Annotated in this window: 11 protein-coding genes; 4 read left to right on the forward strand and 7 right to left on the reverse strand. The window is 59.2% G+C overall.

All coding sequences use genetic code 11. The features are described 5' to 3' along the window. The first annotated feature begins 141 nt into the window (after positions 1-141). Complete coding sequence (locus ACA074_RS20405; RefSeq protein ID WP_497615146.1) at positions 142-1,140, forward strand: AraC family transcriptional regulator; 999 nt, start codon at positions 142-144, stop codon at positions 1,138-1,140. Positions 1,141-1,996: 856 nt separating this feature from the next. Here ACA074_RS20405 and ACA074_RS20410 read toward each other — a convergent pair. The 3 genes from ACA074_RS20410 to ACA074_RS20420 all read right to left on the reverse strand — a co-directional run bounded on the left by ACA074_RS20410 (position 1,997) and on the right by ACA074_RS20420 (position 4,773). Beyond that, positions 1,997-3,343, reverse strand: coding sequence for an ATP-binding protein (locus ACA074_RS20410; RefSeq protein ID WP_401271220.1), 1,347 nt, complete (start codon positions 3,341-3,343; stop codon positions 1,997-1,999). Continuing rightward, positions 3,340-4,017, reverse strand: coding sequence for a response regulator transcription factor (locus tag ACA074_RS20415; protein WP_042560510.1), 678 nt, complete (start codon positions 4,015-4,017; stop codon positions 3,340-3,342). The genes ACA074_RS20410 and ACA074_RS20415 overlap by 4 nt, the downstream gene beginning before the upstream one ends. 150 nt (positions 4,018-4,167) lie before the next feature. Continuing rightward, positions 4,168-4,773 carry a hypothetical protein gene (locus tag ACA074_RS20420; protein ID WP_401271223.1) on the reverse strand — a complete coding sequence of 202 codons (606 nt, stop codon included), beginning with the start codon at positions 4,771-4,773 and terminating at the stop codon, positions 4,168-4,170. 143 nt (positions 4,774-4,916) lie between these two features. Here ACA074_RS20420 and ACA074_RS20425 point away from each other — a divergent pair, with 143 nt between their 5' ends. Next, the gene (locus ACA074_RS20425; RefSeq protein WP_497615147.1) at positions 4,917-5,708 is read left to right on the forward strand and encodes a dienelactone hydrolase family protein; all 792 of its coding nucleotides are present in this window, start codon (positions 4,917-4,919) and stop codon (positions 5,706-5,708) included. 179 nt (positions 5,709-5,887) lie between these two features. Next, positions 5,888-6,613, forward strand: a complete 726-nt coding sequence (locus tag ACA074_RS20430) for a 4'-phosphopantetheinyl transferase family protein (RefSeq protein WP_497677677.1) — start codon at positions 5,888-5,890, stop codon at positions 6,611-6,613. A gap of 117 nt (positions 6,614-6,730) precedes the next feature. Here the strand turns inward: ACA074_RS20430 and ACA074_RS20435 are convergent, their stop codons facing one another. Then, the gene (locus tag ACA074_RS20435) at positions 6,731-8,341 is read right to left on the reverse strand and encodes an ATP-binding protein (RefSeq protein WP_187680893.1); all 1,611 of its coding nucleotides are present in this window, start codon (positions 8,339-8,341) and stop codon (positions 6,731-6,733) included. Then, positions 8,338-9,060, reverse strand: a complete 723-nt coding sequence (locus tag ACA074_RS20440) for a response regulator (RefSeq protein ID WP_489878958.1) — start codon at positions 9,058-9,060, stop codon at positions 8,338-8,340. Before ACA074_RS20440 ends, ACA074_RS20435 begins: the two co-directional genes overlap by 4 nt. Positions 9,061-9,796: 736 nt before the next feature. Here ACA074_RS20440 and ACA074_RS20445 point away from each other — a divergent pair. Further along, positions 9,797-12,691: a ribonucleoside-diphosphate reductase subunit alpha gene (locus ACA074_RS20445; protein ID WP_187680891.1), complete on the forward strand. Its 2,895-nt coding sequence runs from the start codon at positions 9,797-9,799 to the stop codon at positions 12,689-12,691. A gap of 166 nt (positions 12,692-12,857) precedes the next feature. On the opposite strand, the gene flgE is transcribed toward ACA074_RS20445, so the two are convergent. Further along, positions 12,858-14,171, reverse strand: coding sequence for a flagellar hook protein FlgE (gene flgE / locus ACA074_RS20450; RefSeq protein WP_497677678.1), 1,314 nt, complete (start codon positions 14,169-14,171; stop codon positions 12,858-12,860). Between the two features lie 30 nt (positions 14,172-14,201). Next, positions 14,202-14,921 (reverse strand): flagellar hook assembly protein FlgD, encoded by a 720-nt coding sequence (gene flgD, locus ACA074_RS20455; RefSeq protein ID WP_401271937.1) that lies wholly within the window; start codon positions 14,919-14,921, stop codon positions 14,202-14,204. Positions 14,922-14,936 lie beyond the last annotated feature (15 nt).

The following is a 14,936-nucleotide window of genomic DNA, read 5'->3' on the forward strand; positions in this document are numbered from 1 at the left end:
TTTGTGTCACCGTCCGGTTACCCAGGTATGGCGGATTTCCGCCAACTCACCGAGTCTCGTCCTACAATTTGGCGGAAATCCGCCTTGTTGCCCATGCCACCCACGGCTACCATCCGGCGCTTGAGGAAGGATTTGCCGCTTATGCGCGAACGCACCATCGCCAGTCATTTCGCCCGTGCCGCCCTCGGTGGCGCACGCCGCCTGGGGTTCGACTACGCGGGCCTGTTGCAGCAACTGGGAATCAGCCCTGAATTGCTCGATGAGCCTCGTGCGCGCATCGCCCCGGAGCAGTTCACCCGGTTGATCCAGGGCCTGTGGCTGGCGCTGGACGACGAATACCTCGGTTTTGGCAAGGCACCGAGCAAACCCGGCAGCTTCGCAATGATGTGCCATGCCTCGATTCACTGCCGCAATCTGGAGAAGGCCCTGCAACGCGGCTTAATGTTTTATAGCCTATTCCCCGAAGCCCCCCGCTTGAGCCTCACCCGCGAAGACGAATGGGTGCGCCTGAGCCTCGACGATTCGCAGTTATGGGACCCGGATCACTTTCTCAGCGAAAGCCTGCTGGTGATCTGGCACCGCCTCGGCAGTTGGCTGATCGGCCAGCGAATCCGTCTGGAGCAGGCAACCTTCAGCTATGCAAAACCTGCGCATGGCGCTGAATACGATCTGCTATTCCCCTGCCCTCTGGAATTTTCAGCGCAGCAAAGCAGCCTGCTGTTCCACAGCCGCTACTTGCACATGCCACTTTTGCAGGACGAACGCACTCTCAAACACTTCCTCGAACGCTCCCCCGCTGACTTGCTGTCACGCCCGGATGATGGCGACAGCCTCAGCAGTCGCCTGCGCCGCTTGCTCAGCCGCGACAGTGCGCGCTGGCCGGATCTGGAAGCGGTGGCCGCTCATCTGCACATCAGCCCACAGACCCTGCGCCGGCACTTGCGTGACGAAGGCACCAGTTTTCAGGAGCTGAAGGATCAACTGCGGCGGGATATCGCCATCTATCATTTGGGGCGGGCGGATCTGTCGTTGCAACAGATTGCCGAGCAGTTGGGGTTTTCCGAACCGTCGGCGTTTCACCGGGCGTTCAAGAAGTGGACGGGGCTGACGCCGGGGGCTTATCGGGCGCAGGAGCAGTGAGGCGGCTTCAAGATCCCGCCTTCTGAGTTTTGGATTTGGATTTGGATTTGGATTTGGATTTGGATTTGGATTTGGGTGTATATCCGTTGCTGCGGGTGTTGCTGATTAGGGTTCCGCCCTTACGGCGGGTCACTTTTTCCAGACGCCGAAAAAGTAACCAAAAAGGCTGCCCCCTGACGTACGGCACTTCGCCTAGGCTCAGTGTTCCCTCGCTACGGTGTCCATCCGGGGGCATCGCCTCCGGTTTGCTTCGCTGCACCTCCTTTCGATGTATGCGGCTTCGCCGCACGGCGCTGCGCGCCTACCCCCGGATGAACACCTTCGCTCGGCCTGCCGATGGGCTGAAGAGCAAGATCAAGATCAAGAGCAAGATCAAAAGCCAAAGCCAAAGCCAAAGCCAAAACAGATCAAAAGATCGCAGCCTTCGGCAGCTCCTACAATTGGAATGGGTGCACCTGCCAGAGATTGGTCGGCTGTCAGGCTGGCTCCTACAGTTTTAACTGCGTACAACCCAAGCGGCAAAGCCGCACCACTCAACACAATGAGCGTTAGCTCGAGTACCGCTTTTGATCTTAAAGCCCGTCGGTAGGCTGAGTGGAGGGATTGATCCGGGGGTGGGAGCGAAGCGACCGTTTGGCGCAGCCAAACACATCGAGAGGAGGTGCAGCGAAGCAAACCGGAGGCGATGCGCCCGGATCAATCCCGGAACGAAGGAACCCCGAGCCTCAGCGAGGGGCCGAACGTCAGGGCACAGACCTTTTGGTTACTTTTGGGGCGTTTGCCAAAAGTGACCCGCCGTAAGGGCGGAACCCTAATCAGCAACACCCGCAGCAACGGATATACACCCAAAACCAAATCACACAGCCGGAAAATGAATCCGAAACGCCGCCCCGCCCATCGGTGAATCGCCCAAGGTCAGCTTGGCGTTATAGCTTTCGATGATGTCCTTGACCACCGCCAACCCAATCCCCTGCCCCGGATGCTGCCGATCCAAACGCTCACCGCGCTCAAGAATCCGCGCCCGCTGATCCGGCGGCACCCCCGGCCCATCATCCTCAACACACAACTCAACCCCGGCGAGCGTCTCACGCACACTAATGCGCACTTCCCCAAGACACAGCCGATAAGCGTTCTCCAGCAAATTCCCCATCATCTCCAACAAGGCACCCTGCTCGATCGGCACATAACAATGCTCCGGCAGATCAAACGCCACCTGCACACGCTTGTCGCGATACACCTTGTCCAGCGTATCGCACAGGCTTTGCAGCACCGGACGCAGCCGCACCTGATGTCGCACCAAACCGCTTTTACGCAAACTCGCCCGTTGCAGCTGATAACTGATCTGCTGACTCATCCGTTCGATCTGACTTTGCAGCACCCACGCCTGATCGATGTCTTTGGGCCGCTGAGCCATGTCCTCACTGACACCCTGCAACACCGCCAACGGCGTTTTCAGGCTATGGGCCAAGTCGTCGAGAGAGTCGCGATAACGGCTGCGCTGCTGGCGCTCACTGAGCAGCAAGCGGTTGAGCGAGCCAGTCAGACGCAGCAATTCGCGCGGGTGTTTTTCCGTGAGGCTTTCGCGGGTGCCGCCCTCGATTTCGTCGAGTTCCTGGCTGAGTTGGCGCAAGGCCTTCAAACCCCAGGTCAAGCCGATCCACAGCAGCGCCAACAGCACAAGCAAGGCTGCGCCAAAGCCCAGATACAGATTCTCGCGCAGGCCTTCGAGGGTGGTTTCGTACTCGCGCACCGGTTGCAGGGCGACGATGCTGAATGCCGCGCTCTTACCGCCGAGCAGTTTCACTTCAACGTCGTAAACGAAGAATTCCTGACCGTTGCTCTCGCGAATCCGCGCGAACTCATTACCGAGCCCGTCGTAGCGCGGCTTGTAGTTGATCTGCTCTTCCTGAGTGGCTTTCGAGCGCCAGACCAGATGCCCTTCGCGGTCGTAGATGTAACCCAGCAGACGGAAGTCGGTAAGGTTGAAACGCTCATCCGGCAACTGCGAGGGCATGACCAGTTTGCCGCTTTCGATGCGTGCGGCAGAAATCAGCGTGGTGACGTCCGACGCCAGACGCTGCTCGATCGAGTCCTGCAACGCGAGGCTGAACGCGCCCTGCATCGCCGGCAGCAAGGCGAGCATGAACAACACCGCCAACGTAGTGGCGGCGAGCATCAAACGGACGCGAAGGGAACGAATCAAGTGCAGCGCTCATTGAACAGGTAGCCGAGGCCACGCACGGTGTCGATCGGCTTGAACCCTGCCGGGCCTTCGAGTTTGCGGCGCAAGCGGCCGACCAGCACTTCGATCACGTTCGGATCGCGCTCGTCGTCATCCGGATAGAGTTGTTCCATCAGGCGATCCTTGGGCACCACCTGCTGGTGATGCCGCATCAGGTATTCAAGAATGCGGTATTCGTAGGCGGTCAGCGCCAGCGGTTGCTCGTCGAGGCTCGCTTGCTTGCGATTGAGATCGAGCAACAGAGGGCCGGCGACGATGGTCGACTGGGTGAAGCCGCTGGAGCGACGCAGCAAGGCATTCAGGCGCGCGTCGAGTTCTTCGAACTGGAACGGTTTGACCACGTAATCGTCGGCGCCGGCAGCCAGACCTTCGACCTTGTCCTGCCAGTTGCCGCGCGCGGTGAGGATCAGGATCGGGAAGGTCTTGCCGCCCGAACGCAACTGACGGATCAGGTCGAGGCCGCCCATGCCCGGCAGACCAAGGTCGATCACCGCCAGGTCAAAGTTGAACTGTCCGGTCTGATACAGCGCCTCCTCGGCATTGGCCACGGACTCGACCACGTGACCGCTCTCCGTCAGACGGGTTTGCAGGTGATGGCGCAACAGCGCTTCATCTTCGACGACCAACAGTTTCATATTGCTCTCCCGGGCAAATCAAACATCTCCGACTACACATCTGTGGGAGCGAGCCTGCTCGCGAAAGCGGTGAGTCAGTCAATGAAGATGTCGACTGACACATCGCTTCGCGAGCAGGCTCGCTCCCACATTGAATTTGGCGGCAACTCCTTAGAAATTGTAGTTGGCCGACAGGTAAGTCTGCGCGCTGCTGTTCAGATCCAGCGAGCCTTGCTTGCTGCCACCGCGTTCGCTCATCTCGGTGCTGGCGTTGCTCATCAGGTAACGGTAACCGAGTTCCACCGAGGTGTTTTGCGATACTTGCTGCAACACACCGAACTGGCCGCCGACGGCGTAACCGATGTCACTGTCGCGGCTATAGCCTGGCGACTCCTGGGTCAGTTTGGTCAGACCGGCCGTCGCACCGCCGAACAGTTTGGTGGTACTGCCCACCGGGTAGAACAGATCGTAGCTGCCCAGCAGGTTTTCCTGGCGCAGTTTAATGCCATTGTGCGAACCGGACACGTTGTCGTAGGTGGCGTAGTAGCGACCTTGCGAGTTTTGCTGACCGAGGCGTACGCCGTAGGTGTTGTTGCCGTCGATCGCGCCGGTGGCGTTAGGGTGATCGAGGTTGTTGTTCAGAGCATGGGATTTGTCGATTTTGTTGCTGGTCTGGCCGAAGGTCAGGCCGGCGAAGTTCGAAGTGGTGTCGGCCTGGGCCGCGATACTGGCGCTCATAACGGTCATTGCCAGCAGCAGTTTGTTTAAACGAGTCATGGGTATTTCCTCTTTCACAGTGCTGTTTAGGTATGGCGCAAGGTTACTGACCCTCCCCTGTACCGACCCTGAACGCTCTCTGAACCTGACCTGAACCAAATCGACTAGGCTGTTCTGACCACTTTTCGATAAGGACAACGACCATGCGCCTGTTCCTCGCCCTCACCTTGCTGGCCGTCAGCAGCCTCACCCAGGCAGCGATCAAGACCGAAGAAATCCCCTACCAGAGTGCCGACGGCACCAAGCTGATCGGCTACTACGCCTACGACGACGCCATCAAAGGCAAGCGCCCGGGAGTCGTTGTGGTGCACGAATGGTGGGGCCTGAACGATTACGCCAAGCGCCGCGCGCGGGATCTGGCCGAACTCGGCTACAGCGCATTGGCGATTGATATGTACGGCGAAGGCAAGAACACCGAGCACCCGAAAGATGCAATGGCGTTCATGCAGGCGGCGACGCAGGACGCGGCCGCTTCCAGCAAGCGCTTCGAGGCCGGCCTGAATCTGTTGAAGAAACAACCGCAGACCGACGTGAACAAACTCGCCGCCATCGGTTATTGCTTCGGCGGCGCCGTGGTGCTGAATGCCGCGCGACAGGGTGAGCCACTGGCGGGCGTGGTGAGTTTCCACGGCGCACTGGCGACCAAGACACCGGCCACGCCCGGCAGTGTGAAAGCGAAGATTCTGGTGGAGCATGGCGCACTGGACAGTATGGTCACACCCGCAAACGTCAGCGCGTTCAAAGCGGAAATGGACAAGGCCGGGGCGGACTACAAGTTCGTCAGCCTGGATGGGGCCAAGCATGGTTTTACCAATCCGGACGCCGATCGCTTGGGTCATGGTGAGCACGGTGGCCCGGACATCGGCTACAACAAGGCTGCCGATGAAAAATCCTGGGCGGATATGAAAGCGTTCTTCCAGACAATATTTGGCTGACCCAAAACCTGCGCGATCAAAAATCTTCATTGGATCGCAATGCCCCTGTAGGAGCTGCCGAAGGCTGCGATCTTTTGATCCTGTTTTTAACAATCAAAATCAAAAGATCGCAGCCTTCGGCAGCTCCTACAGGTGTGTGCCTCTACCCAGTTTTGATGCTAACCGGCAAAATGCCCGCCATGAATCCAACGCCTGCCCTCCCCGCCTGCTGCACCCCGCTCGATGCCCACTGGCCGTTGCCAACGGTGTTGCCTGACACGGTGCTGCTCAGCACCCATTTCGATCCGTCACAACTGCTCGGCGATGACTTCCGACGCAGCGCCATCGAGCCACCGCCGAGCATCCAGCGTTCGGTGGCCAAGCGGCAGGCGGAGTTTCTCGCCGGTCGAATCTGTGCCCGCGCGGCGTTGCAGCAACTCGAAGGCAGCAGCGTCATCCCGGCGATTGGCGAAGATCGCGCGCCGGTATGGCCGGCGCACATCTGCGGCTCGATCACCCACAGCACCGGCCGCGCGGCGGCGATCGTCGCCAACAAGCAACATTGGCGCGGTCTGGGTATGGATCTGGAAAACCTGCTCAATACCGAACGTGCCGAACGACTGGCCGGGGAAATCCTCACGCCGCCGGAGATGCAACGCATGGCGGCGGGTTCTCGGGATCAGTTGGCGCTGTGGGTGACGCTGACGTTTTCGGTAAAAGAGAGTTTGTTCAAGGCGCTGTACCCGATCGTGCAGAAGCGCTTTTACTTTGAGCACGCCGAAGTGCTGGAGTGGACTGAACAGGGTGAGGTGCGGTTGCGTCTGTTGACGGATCTGTCGAGTGAATGGCGCAACGGGACGGAGCTGGATGCGCAGTTTGGTGTGCAGGATGGGCAGTTGTTGAGTCTGGTCAGCATCAAAGCCTGAAGATTTTCGGCGCCTGTGCAGCCCTCTTCGCGAGCAGGCTCGCTCCCACATTTGGAATGCATTTCACCTGTGGGAGCGAGCCTGCTCGCGAAAGCTATCGTCCAGCCACTGCGGGGCTCAGCGGCGCTCCTGATTTCTCGGCCAACTCAAACTGAAACAAGCCCCACCCAGACTTTTGCTCTTGCCAATGATCGCCCGGCCGTCATGCCAATGGATGATCCGTCGCACAATCGACAACCCCAATCCATGCCCGCCTGACGCCCGCGTGCGGCTGTCATCCAGCCGTAGAAACGGCGTGAAAATCCGCTCCCACGCCACTTCCGGCACACCCGGCCCGTCGTCCTCGACGTCCACCCGGCAACGCAACTGGCCGACCTGATAACTCACCGTGACCTTCGAGCCTGCATGGCGCATGGCGTTGCTCACCAGATTCTGCAGCGCCCGGTGCAGGTAACGCGGCTCAGCCTCGACCCAGGCGTCGTCGTTATCGGCAGCAGATAGGCACAAGCCGCGCTGCACCGTGACCTCGGCACGCAGCGGCGCCAACTCTTCAATCACTTGATTGACCAGCGCATCAAGGTCGATGCGCTGAAATGTCAGCGCCGGCGAACCCTGCTCCAGTCGTGCATAAGTGAGCATTTCATCGACCAGCTTATCGAGGTCTTCGATGTCGTGATCCATGCCTTCACGGTACTTTTCCAGCGCTTGCGGTGTGGTCGCCGAGCCGATCATCTCCAGGCCGAAACGCAACCGCGCCACCGGCGTGCGCAACTCATGGGACACCGCGCGCACCAGTTCGCGCTGGATCGCCAGCAATTGCTGCAAGTGCTCCGCCATGCCATTGAACGCGGAAGCCAGCCGCCCGACCGAGTCGGCACCGCGCGCCGGCACGCGGGTTTCCAGACTGCCCTTGGCGATCCGCGTGGCCGCCGCTTCGAGGCCGCGCAAGCGCCGCTCCAGTTGGCGCACCAATAGATAAACGATCAGACCGATCAAACTGAGGCCAAGCGCAGCGATCAACACCAGCCACTCCGGTGGATACGGATTCATCTGATACAACGGACCGATTTCCAGCACCCACGGCGTGCCGACCATGCCGGCAAACACCCGGATCGAATCCCCCCCCTTGCCCAACGCCATCACCGTGTCGCCCTCGGCCACGCGACGGCTCTGGTCTTCGTCCATATCGGCGTCGTTCACCGTGACCAGACGCAGATCGAAACCGAAGCCCTTGTCTTCCTTTATCTGCGCCAACCGCTTGGGCTGCTCGGCCACTGGCACGCGCACCAGCTCATCGGCCAACAGGTAAATAGTCGCGCGAGCCAATTGCTCACTGATCTGCTGCACCTCGCCCGTGAGCACCAACTGTTCTTTGTCACTGACCAGTCGGTAAACCTTCGCCGCGTGCGGGCCGGTCTGCTCCACCAACGCCGAACCGCGCAGCACGCGGGTGCGCTGGGTCAGGTCGAGATCGGTTTCGGCAAACTTCTTCAGCGCCAGCGGAATCCCGAGCAAACGCTCCCACACCAGCAGCGCACGATGGCGCTCGGTCTGGTTCATCGGTTGCAGGTTGTCGGCCATCAGCGAGAACGTGCCATGGGCCAGCCGTTCGCGGTATTGCTCGCTGCGCACCTGGTTGAGCAGGTTCAGCGCCAGCACGCCGAGCACCGCCACCAGAATCAGCGCGGCGCACATGCCGCCGTAGATGCGCAGGAAGATCGAGTTCACAGCGTCAGGTCTACGCAGGCTTCAGGGACAAACAGATAGCCTTTGCTGCGGATGGTCTTGATCAGGCGCGGATGGTCAGGGTCATCGCCGATTTTCGGGCGGATGCGCGAAATACGTACATCGATCGAGCGGTCCTGGCCGTCGTAGCCGATGCCGCGCAACGCCGTGAAGATTTCTTCGCGGGAGAGGATTCGCCCGGCATTGGACACCAGCAACCAGAGCAGGTCGAACTCGGCGCTGGTCAGTTCGATGCCGTTGTCGCTCAACCAGGCTTCGCGCAAGGCGTTGTCGACCACCAGCGGGCCGAATTGCAGACGGCGGCTTTTTTCCGCGCTCGGCTCCGGTGTGTCACTGCGTCGCAGCAACGCCTGAATCCGCGCCAGCAACAGCCGTGGGCGCACCGGTTTGCACACGTAATCGTCGGCGCCGAGATCAAGCCCCTGGATCTGGTCGGCGTCATCGGTGCGCGCGGTGAGCATCAGGATGGGGCCGTCATAACGGTCACGCACCTTGCGGCAAATGCTCAGACCATCTTCACCGGGCAGCATCAGATCAAGGATCACCAGATCCGGCTGTTCCTGGATAATCCGCGCCGCCGCCAGCGCACCGTTGCCTTCGATTTCGACGCGCAATCCATTGGCTTGCAGGTAGTCGCGAGTGAGTTCGGCCAGACGCTGATCGTCCTCGACTATCAATACCTGAAAGGCTTGTTGCTCCACGGGTGACCTCTGCTTGCCAGGTTTACTAATAAAAGAAGGGATCCTCCGGTCTTTTTGTCATCTTTCTGGAGGATAAGAATGCCTGCGCATGGGCCGATTGTATAAACGGCGTACAGCCAGAACACAAGTCGGTAAATGCGTTCGGACAAGGCGGTTTTTTGTGATAGGGTTCGCGCCCTTAAAAATCCGCTGAAGCGTTTTTCCGGTTGAAAGAACAGTGACAAACGGTCTAGCTCAGTGGGTTCGCGGCCTACACGTGAATTCCTGCTTTCTTACACAATTTACGCACAGGTTTATCCACAGGCTGTCCGTTGCATTCCTCCCCTGAAACGCATTATCTTGTAGCACGGCGAAAACGGAGACCCTACATATGGGGTTTTCGACTGAAACGCCCAACCACATTTCAGACCTGAAACTCAAGCGCTTTATGGCAAGTTTCGGGTTGAACGAAACAAGTTTTTCGAAGCCCAAACCGCGCTTGCGGATGGCACCGTTTTTTTAGCTCCAAATGGCAAAGAACGGTATGGGTGTTGCAGTCATTACTGTCACCCGGGAAGGAATCCGGTTCGAGCGCAGGCTCGCAACCAAAACTTCGGCAGGGACGCGGCGATGTAGCCTTTTTCCTACTGCTCCGAAGTTGTTAGGCCGACGCTCGTCGGTTGTAGTGCTTCGGGACAGAACGGTGAGCACCATGATGGTGCTCAAACAAACATAGAGAATGTGGAGACAATCCCCCATGCAAACCGACACAACTCGCGAGAACCCGCAGGGCACCTTGCCGCAGGCCGCCGATTCGAATTCGGATCTGGCAGCTACCGCGCCTGGTCAACTGCGCGTGATCAAGCGCAATGGCACTGTCGTTCCTTACACCGATGACAAGATCACCGTCGCTATCACCAAAGCGTTTCTCGCAGTTGAGGGCGGCACCGCTGCCGCCTCGTCGCGAATCCACGACACCGTTGCCCGCCTGACCGAACAAGTCACCGCGACCTTCAAGCGTCGCATGCCTTCGGGCGGCACCATCCACATCGAAGAAATCCAGGACCAGGTCGAACTGGCCCTGATGCGTGCCGGCGAGCAGAAAGTCGCTCGCGACTACGTGATCTACCGTGACGGCCGTTCGAAAGAACGCGCTGCCCACGCGCCGGCCGAAGAAGCGGTCAACGCGCACCCGTCGATCCGCATCACCCGTGCCGACGGCAGCCTGGCGCCGCTGGACATGGGCCGCCTGAACACCATCGTCACCGAGGCCTGCGAAGGTCTGGAAGAAGTCGACGGCGACCTGATCCAGCGCGAAACCCTGAAAAACCTGTACGACGGCGTGGCCCTGACCGACGTCAACACCGCTCTGGTGATGACCGCCCGTACCCTGGTTGAGCGTGAGCCGAACTACTCGTTCGTGACCGCCCGCCTGCTGATGGACACCCTGCGTGCCGAAGGCCTGAACTTCCTCGAAGTCGCCGAAAGCGCCACCCATCACGAAATGGCCGACCTGTACGCCAAGGCCCTGCCGGCCTACATCGCCAAAGGTATCGAGTTCGAACTGCTGAACCCTGTGCTGGCCACCTTCGACCTGGAAAAACTGGGCAAGGCGATCAACCACGAGCGTGATCAGCAATTCACCTACCTGGGTCTGCAAACCCTGTACGACCGTTACTTCATCCACAAGGATGGCGTGCGTTTCGAACTGCCGCAGATCTTCTTCATGCGCGTGGCCATGGGCCTGGCGATCGAAGAGAAGAACAAAGAAGACCGTGCGATCGAGTTCTACAACCTGTTGTCGTCCTTCGACTACATGGCCTCGACTCCAACACTGTTCAACGCCGGCACTCTGCGTCCACAGCTGTCGAGCTGCTACCTGACCACCGTTCCGGATGACCTGTCGGGCATCTACCACGCGATCCACGACAACGCCATGCTGTCGAAATTCGCCGGTGGCCTGGGCAACGACTGGACGCCTGTCCGTGCTTTGGGTTCGTACATCAAAGGCACCAACGGCAAGTCGCAAGGCGTTGTTCCGTTCCTGAAAGTCGTGAACGACACCGCTGTAGCCGTTAACCAGGGTGGCAAGCGCAAAGGCGCTGTGTGTGCCTACCTGGAAACCTGGCACATGGACATCGAAGAGTTCATCGAGCTGCGCAAGAACACCGGTGATGATCGTCGTCGTACCCACGACATGAACACTGCCAACTGGATCCCTGACCTGTTCATGAAGCGTGTCTTCGATGACGGCAAGTGGACCCTGTTCTCGCCATCCGAAGTACCGGACCTGCACGACCTGACCGGTAAAGCCTTCGAAGAGCGTTACGAGTACTACGAAGCGCTGTCCGAGTACCCGGGCAAGATCAAGCTGTTCAAGACCATCCAGGCCAAAGACCTGTGGCGCAAAATGCTGTCCATGCTGTTCGAAACCGGCCACCCATGGCTGACTTTCAAAGACCCGTGCAACCTGCGTAGCCCGCAGCAGCACGTCGGCGTGGTTCACAGCTCGAACCTGTGCACCGAGATCACCTTGAACACCAACAAGGATGAAATCGCTGTTTGCAACCTGGGCTCGATCAACCTGCCGAACCACATCGTCGACGGCAAGCTGGACACCGCCAAGCTGCAACGCACCGTGAACACCGCCGTGCGCATGCTCGACAACGTGATCGACATCAACTACTACTCGGTGCCGCAAGCGAAGAACTCCAACTTCCGTCACCGTCCGGTAGGTCTGGGCATCATGGGCTTCCAGGACGCTTTGTACCTGCAGCACATCGCCTACGGCTCCGACGCTGCCGTCGAGTTCGCAGACAAGTCGATGGAAGCGGTCAGCTACTACGCGATCCAGGCTTCCTGCGACCTGGCCGACGAGCGCGGCGCGTACGAGACCTTCAACGGTTCGCTTTGGTCCAAAGGCATCCTGCCTCTGGATTCGCAACAGATCCTGATCGAGCAACGCGGCCAGAAGTACATCGACGTTGACCTGAACGAAACCCTGGACTGGGCACCGGTTCGCGCCCGTGTACAGAAAGGCATTCGTAACTCCAACATCATGGCCATCGCACCGACCGCGACCATCGCCAACATCACTGGCGTATCGCAGTCGATCGAACCGACCTACCAGAACCTGTATGTGAAATCGAACCTGTCGGGCGAATTCACCGTGATCAACCCGTACCTGGTTCGCGACCTCAAGGCTCGCGGTCTGTGGGACTCGGTCATGATCAACGACCTGAAGTACTACGACGGTTCGGTTCAGCAGATCGAGCGCATCCCGCAAGAACTCAAAGAGCTCTACGCGACCGCGTTCGAAGTGGACACCAAGTGGATCGTTGACGCGGCCAGCCGTCGTCAGAAGTGGATCGACCAGGCCCAGTCGCTGAACCTGTACATCGCCGGCGCATCGGGCAAGAAACTCGACGTGACCTACCGCATGGCTTGGTACCGTGGTCTGAAAACCACCTACTACCTCCGTGCCCTGGCCGCGACCAGCACCGAGAAGTCGACCATCAACACCGGCAAGCTGAACGCTGTTTCCAGCGGCGGCAACCATGGTGATGATTCGGTTCTGGCAGCTCCGGCCGGTCCCGCTCCAGTGCCAAAGGCTTGCGCGATTGACGAGCCGGATTGCGAAGCTTGCCAATAAGCTGAGCCGGTGAGCGCCGCAAGGCGCTGACCTGAAAACCCCCGATCAGTCCTCTGGATTGTCGGGGGTTTTCTTTTGCCTGCCTTTTAAGATCTTTTGATCCTGATTCCACCAGGCAAAAAAAAGCCCCTCTCACGAGGGGCTTCTTATGCAGCGCCAACCAGCATCAAGTCATCTGAATGATGGTCTGCATGATGGTGCTCTGGGTGGAGATGGTCTTGGCGTTCGCCTGATAGTTGCTCTGCGCCTTGATCAGATCCACCAGCTCATTGGTCAGGTTAACGTTCGACTCTTCCAGCGAGTTCGACACGATCGAACCCAGCGTACCGGTCTTCGGCGAATCAACCCCGGCCACACCCGACGCGAACGTCTCCTTCCAGCGCGTACCGCCAATCGGCTGCAGACCCTGCTCGTTGGCAAAGCTCGCCACCGCCACCTGACCAATCGCCTTGGTCTGCTGGTTGCTGAAGTTAGCCGTCATCACACCGGTCGAATCGATGGTCAGGCTGGAGATCTGGCCAGTCGCATAACCGTCCTGATATTGCGCAGTACGCGCGGTCGGAGCGTTATAGGACGTGGTCAACGCGGTGTTGAACGCGATACCGGTCGAGTTGGCCTTGGAACCGTTCGGGCCCCAGGTCACTGGCGAGGTCGTCGCGTTGGTCACCACACCTGGAATCCAGCCGCTCATGGTCAGGGTGTTGCCGGTTTTGGTCCAGCCAGCGCCCGCCGTCAGGGTCGCGATGGAACCATCAGAGTTGAACGTGAGGTCGTGGGTCATCGGTGTCAGGGTGTTGTTGGCCGGATCCGATGGGGTACGACCATCCATGTAGGTGTAGACGCGCCAGGCATTGGTACCCGTTTTCACGTAGTACTGATCCATGCGGTGCTCGTTACCCTGAGTATCGTAGACCGGCGTGGAAATGAGCTTGTTGTAGCTGTTCAGGTCAGTCGGGCTGAACGTGGTCACGGTAGGCAAGGTGTCCTCCGAGTTCACGTTCATGGTCTGATCGATCTTGGACGTCGCGTTCGGCTTGAGGGCCGAAGTGTCGATCTTCAGGTCAGTCAGCACGCCGGTCATGATCTTGCCGTTGGCATCAACGCCGTAACCTTGCAGACGGTTACCGTTGTTATCGACCACGTAGTTTTCAGCGTCGGTCTTGAATGCACCGGCGCGGGTGTAGCTCAGGGAACCGTTGTCGCTGAGGATGAAGAAACCGTTGCCCTGGATACCCATGTCCAGCACGTTGCCGGTGTTGCTCACATCACCTTGGCCGAACTGCTGGGAAACGTTGGCCAGACGCACGCCGTTACCGACGGTTTTGCTACCGGTACCCAGGCGAGTGGCCGAGTACACGTCTTCGAATTCTGCACGGGACGATTTGAAACCGGTGGTCGCAACGTTGGCGATGTTGTTGCCGGTCACGTCCAGTTGCTTGTTGGCAGCATAGAGACCGCTAAGGCCGATATTGAAAGACATATTCCACTCCTTTGTGCCGGTTAGTCGGCTCTATATACCAATGGTTTGTACTTTGGACAGCGCAACGCTGCCCAGGCCCGCCAGGTTCAGCATCAACTCACCGCCGGTCTGGCTGATGGTCACGCTGTTGACGGTCGCTGGCAGGTAAGTCACCAGCGAAGTGGCCTTGCCGTCGTAAGTGGCGCTGGCGGTGAACGTGTAAGTGCCCGCCTTCGCGACCGCACCGGAAGCGTCCTTGCCGTCCCAGATGAAGCTGGCGTTGCCGGCTTTCTGGGTGCCCATGTCGATGGTGCGCACGACTTTGCCATCGGCATCTTTGATCGAGAGCGAAACTGCGCCAGAGGCCGGAACCACGACGGTGCCATTGAGGCTTTTGCTGGTGTCGACTACAGCCTTGTCGGTCTGCGCGATGACCGAACGGCCAACCAGCGACGACGCCTGCAATGCTTGCGAGGAGTTGTAGTTGCCGGCAATGCCGGTGACGGTGTCGTTCAGCGTGGTGATGCCTTCCAGGCTGCTGAACTGCGCCAACTGAGCGACGAACTCGCTGTTGTCCTGCGGATCGAGCGGGTTCTGGTTCTTCAGTTGGGTGACCAGCAGTTGCAGGAAGGCATCTTTGCCCAAAGCCTGCTTGCCGGTGGCGCTGTTGGTGGCCGCAGCCAGACCATCAGTGGTCGTCCCGGTCTTGACCGAAGAATTGGCCAGAACGTCTTTGATGCTTACGCCGCTGGTGGAATCGGAAACACTCATGGCAGTCGCCCCTTA

It is taken from the genome of Pseudomonas sp. LBUM1655, from assembly GCF_059716085.1.